Raw genomic sequence first — 16,321 nt, 5'->3', positions numbered from 1 at the left:
TTGAAGTCTGTTTTAAGGCTGTTTTTAGAAAAACAGCCCTAAAACAGACCCTTTATCTTACTTAAATGCTGAACGCTCTTTCAATGATGCTGCGCTGCTCTTTCTGGTGGATTTTGTTGTAACCCGTAGCCGGTGAGGAGCTTGGCTTACGGGAAACCACATCTACCACACGGTGGCGCATCACGCTCAGGATATAGGTCCAGGCGCCCATGTTGTAAGGCTCTTCCTGTACCCAGTAAATCTGCGCGTTAGGGTATTTGTCCAGTTCATGTACCAACTGCACCTCTGGGAACGGATGCAGCTGCTCCATACGGATAATGGCCACATCATGACGGTTGGTTTTCTGCTGTTCCTCCAACAGGTCATAGTATACTTTCCCGGAGCACAGTAATACTTTGGTCACGGCTTTGGCATCGGCGAAGCCGTCTCCAATCACTTCCTGGAAAGACCCTTTGGTGAAGTCTTCTACCGGCGACATCACACTTGGGTGGCGCAGCATAGACTTAGGAGACATATGGATACACGGCTTCCGGAACGGCGTGGCCAACTGGCGGCGCAGCATGTGGAAGAAGTTTGCCGGTGTGGTACACTGGGTCACGTACATGTTATACTCGGCAGACAGCTGCAGGAAGCGTTCTGGGCGGGCATTGGAGTGCTCCGGTCCCTGGCCTTCATAGCCGTGCGGCAGTAACATCACCACGCCGTTCATACGCTGCCACTTAGACTCTGTGGAAGAGATGAACTGGTCAATCATGACCTGGGCGCCGTTGGCGAAGTCACCGAACTGGGCTTCCCACACCACCAGGGCATTGGGGTTGGCCATGGCGTAACCAAACTCATACCCTAACACGCCATACTCAGACAGCAAGGAGTTATAGATCTGCAGCTCATGCTGATTCTCCTGAATGTGGTCCAGGTTGGTGTAGGGGGCATTGGTGTTGGCATCCCGCAAGACGGCGTGGCGGTGCGAGAACGTTCCGCGCTGCACATCTTGTCCGCTCATGCGTACAATTTTGCCTTCCTGTAAGATAGAACCATAGGCCAGCAACTCAGCCGCAGCCCAGTTCAAGACCTTATTGGTGAAGAACATATCCTGGCGCTCTTTGACCAGTTTCTCAATCTGCTTGAGTGGCTTAAAGTTGTCTGGAAGGGTAGTAAGCGCTTTGCCTACTGCCTCAATAGCTCCTACCGGAATACCCGTTTCCGGGGACTGGTTGAAGTCTTCTGGGGTAGAGCGGCGCAGTTCCTGCCATTCTTTCTCCAGCACCTGGTAGTTGTAAGGCAAAGGCTTCTGCTTAACCATGTCCAGGCGGTCCTGCAGCATCTGCCGGAACTCCTTGTCCATTTCCTCGGCTACCTTAGCTTCCAACTCCCCGCGGCTTACCAGCATCTGGGTGTAGATTTCGCGGGGGTTAGCGTGCTTAGAAATGAGGTTGTACAGTTGCGGCTGCGTGAATTTTGGCTCATCTGCCTCATTGTGCCCATGGCGGCGGTAGCACACCATGTCAATGAACACATCATTATGGAATTTCTGACGGTACTCCGTTGCCAAGCGCACGGCAAAAACCACCGCCTCTGGGTCATCACCGTTCACGTGAATAACCGGGGCGTCAATGATCTTGGCCAGGTCTGTGCAATAGATAGAGGAGCGAGCGTCTTCAAAGTCGGTGGTGAAGCCTACCTGGTTGTTGATCACGAAGTGGATGGTACCGCCGGTGCCGTAGCCTTCCAACTTGGCCATCTGGGTAACCTCATAGCCAATACCCTGGCCTGCCACCGCGGCATCACCATGGATAAGGATAGGCAGAATCTTGTTGGTGTCACGACCATACATAGTGTCCAGTTTGGCCCGCACGAAACCTTCCACCACCGGGTTCACCGCCTCTAAATGCGAAGGGTTAGGCGCCAGTTTCAGGTTCACTTTATGGCCAGACGGGGTGTCTACTTCACTGGAGAAGCCCATGTGGTATTTCACATCCCCGTCGCCCATAGTTAAGTCTGGAACGGCGGTTCCCTCAAACTCTGAGAAGATCTGCTCATAGGTTTTGCCCATGATGTTGGCCAGCACGTTCAGGCGGCCGCGGTGGGCCATGCCAATCACAACTTCCTGCACGCCTAGTTCAGAGCCTTTGTCTATGATAGCGTCCAGGGCCGGGATAGTGGTTTCGCCCCCTTCCAGAGAGAAACGTTTCTGCCCTAAGAATTTAGTGTGCAGGAAGTTCTCAAAGACCACCGCTTCATTCAGCTTGGAGAGAATGCGTTTCTTCGTATCAATAGAAGGCTTAAAGTTGACAGACTCTTTCTCTATCTTCTCTTTGAACCAATCCAATACTTTGGGGTCCCGGATGTAGCGGTACTCAAACCCAATGGTTCTTTCATACACCTTTTTAAGGGTAGCCAGAATATCACGCAGGGTGGCATTACCTAAGCCAAGCTCGGCGCCGCTTTGGAATTTGGTATCCAGATCTGCCTCAGAAAGCCCGAAGTCAGGGAGGTCTAACAATGCCTTCCGGTCTTTGCGCGGACGTACCGGGTTGGTGTTGGAGCGCAGGTGGCCGCGGGAGCGGTAGGCGTAAATAAGATTACGAACCTGTATCTCTTTTTCTACTTCTATGACCGAAGCCCCGGCCCCGGCTGGAGCGCTAGGCTTGGCTGCCACGCCGGTTTCACCGTTTTCACCGGGGTACGTTTGGGAGAAGTCAAATCCTTCAAAGAATTTCTGCCAGCCAAAGTCTACAGACGACGGATCTTGCTGGTACTGCTTGTACAGCTCGTCTATGTACGTTCCGTGGGCGTTGGCTATATATGAGTATTTATCCATAAAAATTGATAGTACTTTCTAAAATCGGGGTAAGTTAAATAATCTCAACCAAACGGTTTAATCATAAAACCGCATAAGCAAATATAAATCTTTCAACTTAAACTGCTTTTGCATAACCTTTGGTTTAACGGTTTATAAAGCATGACGTTACTTTTAAGTTGAAATTTAGCCAAAGGCAATATTAGAGATAAATCCAGGAGCAGCAAATCTTTTTACTAAGGCTGTCTTATTCCTCTCTTTCTCCTTCTTTACCTGCTTTTTGTCATAAATATATCCCAGTTTTTAAGCCAAATTCTTCAGCAGCCTGATCAGTAAGAATCATTACTAAGGGGAACGGTGAAGCTGTGTTCTCTATTTCAGACAGGGTATGACTATTTAGCCATAGATATCTTTACCCAAAGGAAACCAGTAAAAGAAGCAAACCAAAAGAAGAAGCCGTGCCTAAAATAACCGTGTACTCAGATTACGTTTGCCCTTACTGCTTTCTAGCTGAGCAGGAGATAGTGAAGGCGCAGCAACTCCTGGGGCAGGAAATTGAAATTGACTGGAAACCGTTTGAGTTGCGGGCGTACCCCACACCTACCTTAAAGCCCGAAGATGATTACCTTAAAACCACCTGGCGAGATTCGGTGTACCCCATGGCGAAAGAGCTGGGAATTGACATCACCCTGCCTACCGTTTCGCCGCAGCCCTACACCCACCTGGCGTTTGAGGGGTTTCAGTATGCCCAGGAACAAGGCCAAGGCGCCGCGTACACCCACCGCATGTTTACCGCCTTCTTCCAGGAAAGCCAGGACATTGGAGATATAGGGGTTTTGACAAAACTAGCAGGTGAAATTGGTTTAGACACGAAGGCGTTTGAGGAGGCGGTAACCTCCAGGCGCTACAAAGAGGCGCATGAAAAAGCCTTAAGAGAAGCTACCCAGGAAATGCAGATACAGGCAGTGCCCACCATGATCATTGGCAACCGAATAGCCCGGGGAATGTTGCGGGCCGAAGACCTGGTGCGGGTGTTACAGACCACTGAATAGATAATATGTTTTGGGCCTGTTTTGCGGAAAACAGGCCCAAAACATATATCCTTACCGGTTCCGGATCCGGATGAATTCTGGGGAAGAGGGCGGCTTGGTGGCCAGTTTACTTTCAGTGGACGGGCCTTCCTGCACCAGCACTCCCCTTTCTTCATCTATGACCACGGTTTTCTTGCGCCAGCCTTCCACCTTAGATTTATCTACCACCTCATCGGCGCCGCCGCCACCGTAGATATTCACGTAGCTGCCTTTGGCGGCCACACCCTTCAGATCAAAGATATCATCGCCTTTGAGGCCGTACAGGTTAATGGTTTCGGTTTCACTGGCGAACAGCGTGCGGCTATAGACTTTGGCCCGGTTCAGGTTTCCTTCGCCCAACCTGAACACCTCTACCACGGTTCTTCCCTGGCTCAGGCGCTGCACCACAAACCGCTCCGGCTCATCTGACCCCACCACCGCTACTTCCTTGGCCAGGATCTTATAGTATTCCTCGGCAGCCTGGGGTAGCCGGCGCAACCTGGACCGCAGATGGGCATAGGTTTCCTCACCCACCAATTGATACACCGGCCCAGGGAACTGCTTCACGGCCCTTCTCAAAACAGAATCTGAAAGGGAAGTCTGCATTTCGCGGGCCAGGCGTTTGAAGTCTACCAGGGAGACTTCGGGCAAGGCCCGGGCATCCAGAAAGGCGGCGTTGATGGTAAGCCCGAACACATCTTTATAAGTAGGATGAAAAGACTCAAACTTACGGGCGGCAAACTTGCGGGTAGCCACCCACGGAATGACCCCGTCATCATAGCGGCAGAGGGCCTGGTCACGGTCTTTGGGCACGGGCTTGTACCAGGTTTCATTGCCCTGTTGGTACACCGCCCAGTCCCACTGGCCTTCATGGCGGTCCCAGTCGCTGAGCAGCAAATCTAGCAGGCGGGCTTTGGCGTAGGCCCACTGGTCAATGCGGTGGCGGCTGGATTGGTAGTGCCGCGTGAGCATCTCCTGGGTGCTCACCAGGTCTGTGGCCGCGCCAAACTCCTTGGTAAGCGAGGCTTTGGAGGTGAACTTCTCTTCCATGAGAAAAAGCTTGTTCCCGAAAAGGTCTGAGTATTGCTTAAAGTTCTTGTCTGAGGGCTGCACGTACACCAGGCGCGGAGTGGGATGGAAAACACCAGCCGCCTGGGCCAGCGGGGCCACCACCAGGGCCGCATACGGGTTGGTAGCCGATATCTGGTCCCGCACGAAACTACCTACAAAGGTTTTCCGCCAGAAAGGAGGCAGCACGGTTATGGGGTCTTTGTCCAGGGAGCGCAGGGCAAAACGCCGGCCCGAGGAGTCTGTTAACGTAAGGCTGGTGGTTTGCATGCCACCGCCCAGCTTCTCAATGGAAAGCCCGCCTTCGGTTTCCTTCATCCGGAAGACCTTGGTCTTGACGGGCACGGCCCACACGTCACGGTAATGCTCCCCCAGGAAAAACTCGCCAAAGGCGCTACGCTGGTAATGGGCGCCGGCAGGTACCAGCACGCTGTCTGGCAGTTGGGTCAAGACACTGCTACTGCCCATAAAAACCGAGGGGAGTGCCTTTTCCTGAGCCGGGTGGTCTGGTAAAAAAGAATACACCAACCCATAAAGGAATACCCCTCCCACCAGCGCCAGCCATATCCTTCTCTTCATGTAAGCGTTTTATAAATAGAGTTCAGCTTTACCATAAAAGGGCGCCAAAGGTTCAAATATGTTTTGCGCGCTTGTTTCTTCCCTCTTTTACGGAAAACAGGCCCAAAACAATTACCTTTAACCTGCGCGTGGTCAGGTTAACTTTGCGTTGGCCTCTGCGTTTAAACATGTTCCATTAAATCCCTTAATTTCTTCCTTATGGCAAACAGTGCTATCTACAACGGCATCACCCCAGATCTTTACAGTAACCTGCGCGGAAAATTAAGCGCCGCCGGTATTGAGTTAGAGGGTACCAATGGCCGGGTGTCAAAACAAGGCGTGACCGCAGACTATGCCTATGATGAGGCGTCCCAGACGCTGCAAATCAACAACGTACAGGTTGCTTTTCCGGCCAGCATGATGTTCAGCCCAGACAAAATCATCCAGAAAATTAACGAGGCCGTGCGCGGCGCCGGCGGCCAGATTGCCTAAGCCGGAAAAAAGAATAATCCTGGCGCCTGCATTTGCGTATAAAAGTCCCGGTCTGCTTTCTAAGTGGGCCGGGACTTTTATTTTTCTTTCAATAATTAGAAACGCTAGAGACACTTAATACTATGGAACAAGCAGAAAACACGTCCGCCCACCTTGTACAGCCCAAGGATTTCGCTAAAACGGTAGAATCTATCATGAATGTTTACCAGGGCAACCATGATGTGCTGCCAGATCTATTGGCAGATGCCGGCAAGCTCTTGCTGAAGGCCCGTGAGAAAATGACACCCATCCAAATGGTGCTGTCTGTGGCGGCGGTAGCCATTGGCGCCATTGTACTGGTAAGCTATAGCGCCGGGCAGTTCACGGACGCTGAGGAAGTGAAAGAGTAGCAATACCTATCAATAACAGCAACGCCCCGTTCTTTCAAGTAGAGAGCGGGGCGTTGCTATTTACACCCATCCGGCTCTCCTGCTTCTGCCAGGAAAAGTATCTCTTTCCCCTTGTCTACCTCCCTTAGCCATACATTCCGTTTTGGGGCCGTTTTCCTGAAAACAGCCTCAAAACAGTTATTTTTTTTTTGTAAAAGGGGAAAAGCCTGGCGGCACTCTCTTGCCCTTCTCTGCGTTGGTAAGGCACACCCGCTCTATGCCAAAACACAAGAAGAAATACGCCGTTGCCCCATCTGCCCCGCTCACTGCCCAGGAGCGGGTGAGCCGCTACATGCGCGGCAACAAAGGCAAGCATACCCAACCAGAACTACTGCTCCGTCGGGCCCTTTGGCAGAACGGGTTGCGGGGCTACCGGCTTCACTGGAAACAGTTGCCGGGCAAGCCCGATGTCTGTTACCCCGGCCGGCGCCTGGCTATTTTTGTGCACGGCTGCTTCTGGCACCGCTGCCCCCATTGCCAACCGGCCCTGCCTAAAACCAACGTAGAATTCTGGACCGAGAAATTCACGCGCAACCAGCAACGAGACCGCCAGCACCGCGAGAAGTTGAAGGCCGCAGGCTGGCAGGTACTGGTGATCTGGGCCTGCCAATTGCAACAAGATTTGGAAGGGTGTTTGCTAACCGTTAAGGCGCTGCACGCGGGGGTGCCGGAGAGTTATTGGCTGGAGGCGGCGTAGATTGCAATTGGTTTCTATGCCTTAAAACCACAAAACCGTTTTAGGCCCGATTTTGACAAATCAGCCCTAAAACGGCTTTAACAGAATGCACCCAAAACGGGGTAGGCCAGTTCTCAGCTCCTTACTTTACTCCCACCGCACCGGCACCCCCAGCTTACGGGCCGCGTACCCCGCCGAGGAGGCATGCAACCGGGGCAGCACCTCGTTCACCTCGTCGGCAAACTCCACGTGCAGGTCTTCATGCAATTTCTGTAGCTTCTGCACCACCTCCTCGGTGCGCTTGGCCAGGAAAAGGCTCAGCGCTTCATTGGCCCCGGAAAGAACCTGCACCATTTCCTTCTGATGCTGTAGCACCTCTTTCACCAGCAAAAGCAGCAGACTGATTTCCCCGTACACATCTTGGGTTACTTTGGCATGAGCACTGAAGAGCGGGCACAGCTGCCGGAGAGAAACAAGCAACTCTGAGGCGTTGTAGTAAAAGCCCTTCGCGCTGGCGCGCACCCGTCCCCGCAGTTCATCGCGCCTGAATTCCAGGGCCTCGGGGCCTTCCAGCAACTCAAACCGGAGCTGTTCCTGCAGCAGTTGGTTAGGTAGCAACAGTTGGAGCAGCAGCTTGTCTTTGCGGGCCGGGGGCAGGGACAGAAGGGCTTTTTTCAACTCTTTATCTAAGGCAGGCATAGGTTCTTTTTTCTGGGTACAGAACAACCAAACGCCAGGTTCTATTCCCGCGCGGGCGGAGTTATTCTTGTTTTCCTTAAAAATAAATATGGTAAATGGTCTATACTTTGGCCTTGCCGGGCAATTGGCTAACCCAAAGCAGCTAAAAATGCGTAAACAGCCGCAAACGTATTGGGGTTAACGCTTACGCTGGCTGCCAAATCTTCTGTTTTAAGCCCATTTTCTAAAAAACAGGCCTAAAACGGAAAAGGAAATTACATACCACCTACACTATGAAACAATTTTTACCCCTCTGGGTAATCCTGCTTATCTTCTGCTCTTGTGCGCTTATCCCGGTTTCTGGCCGGGCACAACTTCCGGCATTGCCTGCGGCTACCCCTTCTTACACAGTACTATTGGCCGGCCGGTGGGCCCCAGGCCAGAACACGGCTGCTCCGCTGCCCCTGCTGCAGGCGCAGCTTCGGCAGGCCGGGGAGAAAAGCGCCGTGGTTTTTATTGGCAATCCGTTTCAGCCCGCCGCCCTTCCCGGCGTTTCTGCCCCCAACCGAAAAGAACTGGAAGCCCAACTACAGACCCAACTCAACTACCTGCAAGGCTACCCCGGCAAGATCATTCTCATGCCCGGCGAGCATGACGCCAAGGGCCGCGTGGTACCCGAGGTCAGAAACCAGGAGCGCTACATTTCCCAGTACCTGAAAAACGAGAAACTGTTTCTCCCGGAAAACCATTGCCCCGGCCCCGCCGAAGTTTCCCTCACCGATGACGTGCACCTGCTCTTGCTGGACACCCAGTGGCTGATCCCGAACCGCCGCATAGACGAGGAAGAAGAGCAACGGGGTTGCCCCACCACCGGCGGTACCGCCACTCTGGCCGCGCTGGATGACATTCTACGCAGCAATGAAGAGAAAAACCTGCTGGTGGTCATGAGCGTGTCACCGGAAATGAAGAACCTGGAGCACCGCCTCATGCTTCGGCAGTTGGCACATATGTACTCCCAGCACCCGGGCATCATTCACGCCGAAGGCAATGGCGCCGCCATCAGCCACCGTCTGAAAGACAGCACCCATTACGTAACCACAGGCCTGGGCTTTTCTAAGGTGAAACCGCCTAAAGAGGCCCCTGCCCTTTTCTCCCAGGCAACGGCCGGTTTTGCCAAAATCCTCTACTTCCCTAACGGCGAAACCTGGCTGGAAATCTGGACCGCGCCTGACGCGCAAAGTGCCCAGGGCCAGGTAGCCTACCGCGCCTTGCTTTCGCGCAAGCCCACACTGGCCCAGGTAACGGAGCGCGTGAAAAACATGAACCTGAGCTTTGCCGGCCAAACCGCCTCTTTGCCCGCCAGCCAGGTCTACAAAGCCAGCGGGTTTAGGGAATGGTTGCTAGGCGCCAACTACCGGCAAGAATGGCAGACCCCGGTAAAACTGCCGGTGTTTGATATCGGCACCCAGAACGGCGGCCTTAAAGTGGTACAGCGCGGTGGCGGGTTCCAGACGGTGTCGCTGCGGCTGGAAGACAGTACCGGCCGCCAGTACGTGCTTCGATCAGTGGAGAAATACCCAGATGATGCCCTGCCCCGCATTCTGCGCGAAACCATTGCCGCCGATGTGGTAAAAGACCAGATCTCCGCGTCACACCCCTACGGTGCCCTGGTGGTACCTACTCTTTCTGATGCCGCCGGCATTTACCATACCAATCCCCAATACTTTATCATTCCAGACGACCCTCGTTTTGGCCGCTATCTCAAAGGGTTTGCCAATACCATTGGCCTTTTTGAGGAGCGCGCCGATGAGGATATGTCTGACCTGGCCAGCTTTGGCAACTCCAAGAACGTGGTGAGTTCAGAGAAGGTACTGGAGAACCTGCAGGAAGACCAGGATGACCAGGTAGACCAGCTCAGCGTGCTGCGGTCCCGCCTCCTGGACTTCTTCATTGCCGACTGGGACCGCCATGATGACCAGTGGCGCTGGGGCGAGTATGAGAAAGAAGGCAAGGGAAAACTTTACAAGGCCATTCCCAGAGACCGTGACCAGGCCTTCTTCGTGAACCAAGGCGTTATCCCCAACATTGCCAGCCGGCGCTGGATTCTACCCAAGGTGCAGGGGTTTGACGAAAGCCTGCGCGACATCAAAGGCTTCAACTTCAACAACCGCTACTTTGACCGTTACTTCCTTACCTCTCTGGACCGCGCCCAATGGATGGCCATGGCAGATTCTGTGAGAGCCGGTTTAACCGATGAAGCTATTGAAAAGGCCGTACGTCAATTGCCTCCGGAAATACAGGCTATCTCTGGGGAGCGTCTGGCCAATACCCTCAAAGCCCGCCGTGCTTACCTCAAGCGGGACGCCGAGGATTACTATGAGTTCCTGGCCCAGAAAGTAGACGTGGTAGGTACTGATAAGCCCGAACGATTTGAGGTGCAGCGTGAACCGGGCGGCGCCACCCTGGTGACCATGTACAAGAAAAACGGCAACCAGCAGCAGCAACTCTACCGCCGCCGTTTCTTACCGGAAGACACCCGCGAGATAAGGCTGTACGGCCTGGGCGGCGAAGATGAGTTCACGGTACAAGGCAAAGCCACTGACGGCATCCGGCTCCGGATTATTGGCGGCGATGGCAAAGACTTAATCACAGACAGCTCTGCCGTGGGAGGCCTACGCCGCTTTACCTATGTGTATGACACACCGGAGGACAACCAGCTGCAACTAGGCCCAGAGGCCCGTAATTTTACGCGCCTGCGCCCTACGCCCACCTATGACCGCAAGGCTTTCAAATACAATTACCTGGGGCCCCTGGGGTCTTTTGAGTATAACCGAGATGACGGCTTCCTGCTAGGCGCGGGCGTGCTTTTAAGAACGCAGGGGTTCCACAAAAACCCGTACGGCATGCAGCAGCGGCTGGTAGGCAGTTACGCCTTTAACACCCAGTCTTTCCTGGTAGACTATGCCGCCCATTTCCCGCAGTTGCGCATGGGCCTTGATTTGAAGCTGGACGTGAACTGGAAGAGCCCCGGCTATTCAGAGAATTTCTTCGGATTGAGCAATGAGAGTGCCTATAACCCAGACATTGACATTGACTATTATCGCTTCCGATCAGCGCAGTTCTACACCAATGTGTTGGTGGGCAGAAAGCTGGGCGAGTATGATTCCTTTTTTGCGGGACCGGTTTACCAGACAGTGAACATTGAGCGCACTCCGGGCAGGCTTCTGCCAACGCTTGTACAAACCTCAGACCGCCTGGCGGGCTATTATGAGCCCAAGGCCTACGCCGGAGCACATCTGGAGTATATCCTGGATTCCCGTGACCTGCCAGCCTTACCGGCCAAAGGGGTCTTCTGGCGCGTAGGCGCAGATATGCTCAAAGGCACCAATCAACAGTCAAATGACGTGGCGCGGGTAAACTCAGAGTTCTCATTGTATAAAACCGTAAGAATTCCCTTCAAGCTCACGTTGGCTACCCGCTTTGGCGCCGGCCACACATTTGGAGATGATTTTGAGTTTTTCCAAGCCCAGAACCTGGACGGCCCCACCACTTTGCGCGGGTACCGGCGCAATAGGTTCAGCGGGCAGACCATGGCCTACAACAACACGGAGGCCCGCCTGCGGCTGTTCAGCTTTACCACCTATCTGTTTCCGGCGTCTCTGGGCGTGTTCGGGTTTCATGACATAGGCCGGGTGTGGGTTGAAGACGAAGATTCCAACAAGTGGCACAAAGGCTACGGCGGCGGCCTTTGGCTCTCGCCGCTGAACCAGATTGTGATCTCGGTGGGCTACGCCAAATCAGTGGAAGATAACCTGCTGCTCATACGGGCTGGGTTCCAGTTCTAAAAACTCCCTGTGGTAGAAACAAAAAGAGAGGGCTGGCCAAATGGCCAGCCCTCTCTTTTTAAGCCGTTTTCTGGGAAACAGCCCTAAAACAGATTAGTTGAGAAAGATAGAGAACAGCTCAAACCGGTTAGAAGAAAAGCTCCAGTGCGATGGAGACGGGTGAATCTCTTCGCCCTCCTCATCAATAATGGTCACGGCCATTCCTTCTTCCTGGTTAAGCGGTTCTGTAAAGTGTTTCACCGTATATACATGCCCTTCCTTAATCCATTCTTCTGGTTCAAAATTAGGCAGGGTTGCGTCAATGCACTTGGCATACACATTCATATAGCTGGGTGGATAGATCAAATTTACCATGTCATCATAACTAAAAACAGGTGAGAAAAATTCCGGCGGCCCCACAGTCACCTCTTCTGTATTTGCAAAAACCTCGCCAAGTTCAGGTAGGCCACACGGGGAAAGTTAAGACTAGTTTACGCAACGTATTTGAATTTTCCAATGGTGCCTCACAAATTAATATGGGCAACGGCACCCTCTTGCTTCTCTGCTCGTACAACCAAAAACCGGCTCTGCCAGATTTTAACCAGTTTTTATATCTCTTAACTAATATAGAACATGGAACAGAATAATAAGTTTAACAAGAACGAAGAATTGCCCAAAGACAAAGACTCTGCCAAAGATCTCAAGCAAACCTCCCAGGAGCCAGGGGCCGGCGCCAAAGGAAACGCCAGTGCGCAGCAGGGAGGCCAGCAACCCGGCAACAGTCAGGGCGGCAAAGGCGGCAAGTCTACCGACCATGATCAGAACACCCGCCATGACATAGATAATGAAATGAGTATTTTTGGTCGTCAAGACAGCTAAGCACCGGCCAAAGATGCAAGAGCAACTAAGCAATGTCCTTAAGCAAAAGCAGGAAGCCTGCTTTGCAGTGGCACCAGGTGTCATGGGCATGGAGATCGTCTTTGTGAACCTGTACTTTGTGGAGAACCCAGACGGGTCCTGGGTGTTGATAGACGCGGGGCTGTACGGCTCCGCCGATAGAATACGCAGGGCCGCCGAAGAGCGGTTTGGCAAAGACAATCCTCCTAAGGCTATCCTCTTAACGCACGGGCACTTTGACCACGTAGGCGCCCTGCAAACGCTGGCAGACATCTGGCAGGTGCCGGTCTTTGCCCACCCCCTGGAACTCCCGTACCTCACGGGCCGCTCCAATTATCCGCCCCCAGATTCTAGCGTGGGCGGCGGCGGCATGGCCTACCTGTCTTTTATGTACCCCAAAAAACCCATCACCTTTAGAGGCAGGCTGGAACTGTTGCCTTCAGACGGCACCGTGCCCTTCCTGCCTGAATGGAAGTGGCTGGAAACCCCGGGCCATGCGCCGGGCCACGTGTCTTTCTTCAGGGAGCATGACCGGGTCTTGATTGCCGGTGATGCCTTTGTAACCCGTAAACCGGAGTCTGCGCTGGCCGTGCTCACCCAGAAACAAGAAGTCTGCGGCCCACCCGCCTATTTCACCCCAGACTGGAACGCCGCCCGCGCCTCGGTGCGCAAACTAGCCGAGCTTGAGCCTTTGGTGGCGGCCACCGGCCACGGCCTGCCTATGAGAGGCAATGGCCTGAAACAAGGCCTGGAGGAGTTGGCGCGCTTATTTGACCAGCTGGCTATCCCTAGCAAAGGACGTTACGTGCCTGAGCCCGCTATCACAGACCGCAACGGCATTGTGCATTTGCCGCCTACCATGAACAACACCGTTCCTAAGGTTCTAGCCACGGCTGGCCTGGTGGCGTTAGCGGGTCTGGCTACCTATGCCTTGACCAAGAAGCGCAGCAAAGCCAGCACCAATGCCCGCGTGAAAAGAACCTGGCCCGGTTACGCCGGCAGTTCTTCTAACCGTTCGGCTTCTGTGGTGATTGGCAAAGAGCGTCCGCTGCCCAGCCAGGACTACAGTGACACGGTTACCAACAACTACCCGTAAATCCATAGAATATACCTAAAAAGAGAGGGGCCTGCTTTTGATAGCAGGCCCCTCTCTTTTTTCAGTCAGATACCTCTGTTAAATGCCAATGGCTTTCCGCTTGAGGGCCGAGAATTCTTCCTGCGTAATAGTGCCTTGCTCCAGCATCTGGCGCAAGCGCTCAATGGTGGCAATATCTTCCTGTATGGGGGGGCTGCCGCCTACGCCTTGGCTTGCGCCTGTGGTCTGGTAGTGGGTGGTCTGGGTGTCATGCGGCCGTGACTGGGCATCGCGCCGGCTTCTGTTACGGTAGAACCGGTTTTCATCAAAATGCTCGCGGCTGTAGAAATCTGCGCTGGGGGCTGCCATGGGCGCCGCCGATGACGAGATATAGTTTTCATTGGGGCTGGTAATGGCATGCATGACCCGGTATTCATACTCAGGATCTACCGTGCCTCCCCTATAAAACGGAAACCGGGACAGTGCCGTCTGGTCCATGGCCACAAATACCTGGTCGCTGTCATCATCTAACTGGGCGGCACCAATAGGTAGTAAGATATGACGGGCATCTGTGTCTGGCAGCACCCGGTTTTTGTCTACGTCAATATCCAGGTAGCGTACTTTCATGAGTTCGCGGTCCACAATCAGGTCATCTACTTTGCCTATGCGCTGTCCGTCTGAGCCAATTACTTCCCAACCTCTTACATCAAGGTTGTCATCGGCAACTTTAAAGTCTTTAAGATCATGCAGAGCCGTAAGCCTTGCCATTGAATCGTTTGCCATAGTTTTAGATTAGGAGGTTAGAAAATTCAGGTAGTAAAGAATACGGGGGCTACGGGCAGCACCATACCGGTGGTAGGGGTCCCGGTTGTTTCTGGGTTACCCTCTTGCACTTCAAACATATATTTATACAGAAGCCATCCTATCACTAATAAGATAAGCAGTACCACAATCCATCCCCAACCGGAGCGCTTTTTGGGTTCAATGTTGATTTCAGTCATAGTTTTAGTTGTTTAGGTCATAGGTACAGCCAAGCTGCCTTCTAGCGTACGAAGCTTTTCAAGAGAGGTTTATAGTCAGGGTTTTACCCTTGCCAAGGAAGGAAGGAAATGGTTATTGGCTGTTGCTTTAGGGAATGGTCCTTTTATCTGGGCACAGACGTTCCGCTATTGCTGGCGTAGTGGCGGTTGTCGCCTGAGTCCTTATGCTGTATTGTTTCATTTGTTCCCTCCGAGCGCTCACGGCCGCGGGGCCCCGTCTTTCCCCCTCGCACTGCCCTTGCGGCCTACTATTGATTATCACTCTGAGTAAAGCTGTTGCAGGGCCACAAGCGAGGCGCTCGGAGTAAAGACTGGAAGGGAGGGAATGGACGCGATAAGCCATTAGCTCTTCCGGATTTGCAATCCGGAAGTTCCGAAAGGGGGATTTGCAATCCCCGGCGGAGGCGCCGTTCCCGATCTCAGTCCCAGGCGGATTGCAAATCCGCTTTACACTTATTCGGGATTGCAAATCCCGAACAGCATGGTTGGCTTTGTTTTGAGCACGTTTTCAGCAAAACAGGCTCAAAACGCATTCCTGCTTACTAACTCCAGCACCGCTTACTAAACGCAGACTCCCCCCTTGAGGGGGGGCGAAGGGGGGGGGTTACACGGGAGGGCACGTTTGGTGGGTAAATCTCCAAAGCCCCAAAGGCACGGAAGTAAATCCGCGCCATATTAGAAAGCCAACCACGCATTCCGTCCCCCTTTGAAGGCCCGGGATGACAAACTCCTCCAGAGCAATTCCGTTTCCAGCCCCTTTTCAGGAAAACAGGCCAAAAACAGACTATTGCCGTTCAATCAGTTCTGGGTGGTTGGTCATGACGCCGTCGGCGCCCATCTGGAAGAGCCGTTGGATATTCTTGGGCTTGTCTTCGGTCCAGATGAAGGTCTTGAAGCCTTGGTTATGGAGGGACTTGATGAAGGACTTGGAGGCGAAATAGCGGTGCACGTTGATGGCGGCCACTTCTGAGTAACGGTCAAAGCCCCCGAACTTGAGTTCGTGGTCAATGAAGATGGGCAGGAACGGGATCTTCCCGATGATGAGTTTGTGGGTGGGGATAACGAAGTCGGCTTTCCAGATGCGTTCCAGAATGGGGTCATAGAAAGACTGGAGCACGCACCATTCTTCGGCGCGGTTGTCCCGTATGAGCTGGAGGGTCTTTTCCTCCAGACCTTCGTAGTAATCTTCTTCGCCTTTCTTAAGCTCTATGAGCAGTTTCTTTTTGCCTTTTACGGCCCGCAGCACCTGCCCCAGGGTAGGGATGCGCTCTCCGGCAAAGGAAGAGTCGTGCTTGATGCCGGCGTCCAGGGCTTTCAGTTCCTTTAGGGTAAGGTCAGAGACGCGTCCGGCACCGGTGGTGGTGCGGTCAACGGTGGCGTCATGGATCACCACCACCTCCCCGTCTTTGCTCAGGTGAATGTCTATCTCAATAAAATCGGCGGAGGTTTCCAGGGCCTTTTTCACGGCGGCCAGCGTGTTCTCCGGAGCCAGCCCAGAGGCGCCCCTATGGGCGATGACCTTTACCTGGCGGGCCTGCTTTTTATAGAGAATTACTTTATCTGGGGTGCCGGAAGAACCGCATGCAGATAGAATGAGGAGCAGGAACGGCAGGGCCGCCTGCCGCCACCAAGGGTGCATCCAACGTAAGCTTTCGCGCATAACAAGGCTGGTCCAAATAGGGGCTTCAGCCATGAAAGATACTACAGTTTTTGAA

14 protein-coding genes are annotated in these 16,321 nt (G+C 53.4%); 7 read left to right on the top strand and 7 right to left on the bottom strand.

Going from position 1 to position 16,321, the window contains the following annotated elements; translation table 11 throughout:
• Positions 1–61 precede the first annotated feature (61 nt).
• Positions 62–2,821 (bottom strand): 2-oxoglutarate dehydrogenase E1 component, encoded by a 2,760-nt coding sequence (locus TH63_RS19210; protein ID WP_048922381.1) that lies wholly within the window; start codon positions 2,819–2,821, stop codon positions 62–64.
• Between the two features lie 437 nt (positions 2,822–3,258).
• On the opposite strand from TH63_RS19210, the gene TH63_RS19205 reads away from it, so the two are divergent.
• Entirely contained in the window at positions 3,259–3,852 is a 594-nt protein-coding gene (locus tag TH63_RS19205; protein ID WP_048922380.1) for a DsbA family oxidoreductase, read from the top strand.
• Between the two features lie 51 nt (positions 3,853–3,903).
• Here the strand turns inward: TH63_RS19205 and TH63_RS19200 are convergent, their stop codons facing one another.
• Positions 3,904–5,517: a hypothetical protein gene (locus TH63_RS19200; RefSeq protein ID WP_053093852.1), complete on the bottom strand. Its 1,614-nt coding sequence runs from the start codon at positions 5,515–5,517 to the stop codon at positions 3,904–3,906.
• A gap of 198 nt (positions 5,518–5,715) precedes the next feature.
• Here TH63_RS19200 and TH63_RS19195 point away from each other — a divergent pair, with 198 nt between their 5' ends.
• The 3 genes from TH63_RS19195 (at position 5,716) to TH63_RS19185 (ending at position 7,113) form a co-directional block, all read left to right on the top strand.
• The gene (locus TH63_RS19195; RefSeq protein ID WP_048922379.1) at positions 5,716–5,988 is read left to right on the top strand and encodes a hypothetical protein; all 273 of its coding nucleotides are present in this window, start codon (positions 5,716–5,718) and stop codon (positions 5,986–5,988) included.
• Between the two features lie 122 nt (positions 5,989–6,110).
• Entirely contained in the window at positions 6,111–6,377 is a 267-nt protein-coding gene (locus TH63_RS19190; protein WP_048922378.1) for a hypothetical protein, read from the top strand.
• A 256-nt stretch (positions 6,378–6,633) separates the two neighbouring features.
• A complete protein-coding gene (locus TH63_RS19185; protein WP_048922377.1) occupies positions 6,634–7,113 on the top strand; it encodes a very short patch repair endonuclease in 480 nt (159 codons plus the stop codon).
• A 126-nt stretch (positions 7,114–7,239) separates the two neighbouring features.
• On the opposite strand, the gene TH63_RS19180 is transcribed toward TH63_RS19185, so the two are convergent.
• Complete coding sequence (locus TH63_RS19180; protein WP_076606701.1) at positions 7,240–7,791, bottom strand: hypothetical protein; 552 nt, start codon at positions 7,789–7,791, stop codon at positions 7,240–7,242.
• 272 nt (positions 7,792–8,063) lie between these two features.
• Between TH63_RS19180 and TH63_RS19175 the strand changes: the two genes are divergently transcribed.
• On the top strand, positions 8,064–11,615 hold the full coding sequence (locus TH63_RS19175) for a BamA/TamA family outer membrane protein (protein ID WP_082161797.1): 3,552 nt from the start codon (positions 8,064–8,066) through the stop codon (positions 11,613–11,615).
• 93 nt (positions 11,616–11,708) lie between these two features.
• Here the strand turns inward: TH63_RS19175 and TH63_RS19170 are convergent, their stop codons facing one another.
• The gene (locus TH63_RS19170) at positions 11,709–11,969 is read right to left on the bottom strand and encodes a hypothetical protein (protein WP_048922374.1); all 261 of its coding nucleotides are present in this window, start codon (positions 11,967–11,969) and stop codon (positions 11,709–11,711) included.
• Positions 11,970–12,227: 258 nt separating this feature from the next.
• Between TH63_RS19170 and TH63_RS19165 the strand changes: the two genes are divergently transcribed.
• Both TH63_RS19165 and TH63_RS19160 read left to right on the top strand, forming a co-directional pair.
• A complete protein-coding gene (locus TH63_RS19165) occupies positions 12,228–12,473 on the top strand; it encodes a hypothetical protein (RefSeq protein ID WP_048922373.1) in 246 nt (81 codons plus the stop codon).
• 13 nt (positions 12,474–12,486) lie between these two features.
• A complete protein-coding gene (locus TH63_RS19160; protein ID WP_231583512.1) occupies positions 12,487–13,587 on the top strand; it encodes an MBL fold metallo-hydrolase in 1,101 nt (366 codons plus the stop codon).
• A 78-nt stretch (positions 13,588–13,665) separates the two neighbouring features.
• Here the strand turns inward: TH63_RS19160 and TH63_RS19875 are convergent, their stop codons facing one another.
• The 3 genes from TH63_RS19875 to TH63_RS19145 form a co-directional block, all read right to left on the bottom strand.
• Positions 13,666–14,349: a PRC-barrel domain-containing protein gene (locus TH63_RS19875; protein ID WP_076606547.1), complete on the bottom strand. Its 684-nt coding sequence runs from the start codon at positions 14,347–14,349 to the stop codon at positions 13,666–13,668.
• 26 nt (positions 14,350–14,375) lie between these two features.
• A complete protein-coding gene (locus TH63_RS19150) occupies positions 14,376–14,567 on the bottom strand; it encodes a hypothetical protein (RefSeq protein ID WP_048922372.1) in 192 nt (63 codons plus the stop codon).
• 823 nt (positions 14,568–15,390) lie between these two features.
• Positions 15,391–16,266: a glycerophosphodiester phosphodiesterase gene (locus TH63_RS19145; RefSeq protein WP_197088599.1), complete on the bottom strand. Its 876-nt coding sequence runs from the start codon at positions 16,264–16,266 to the stop codon at positions 15,391–15,393.
• Between the last annotated feature and the right edge of the window lie 55 nt (positions 16,267–16,321).

This window comes from Rufibacter radiotolerans, from assembly GCF_001078055.1.
GTDB lineage: Bacteria > Bacteroidota > Bacteroidia > Cytophagales > Hymenobacteraceae > Nibribacter > Nibribacter radiotolerans.
This window is presented reverse-complemented; position numbering and strand designations above follow the sequence as displayed.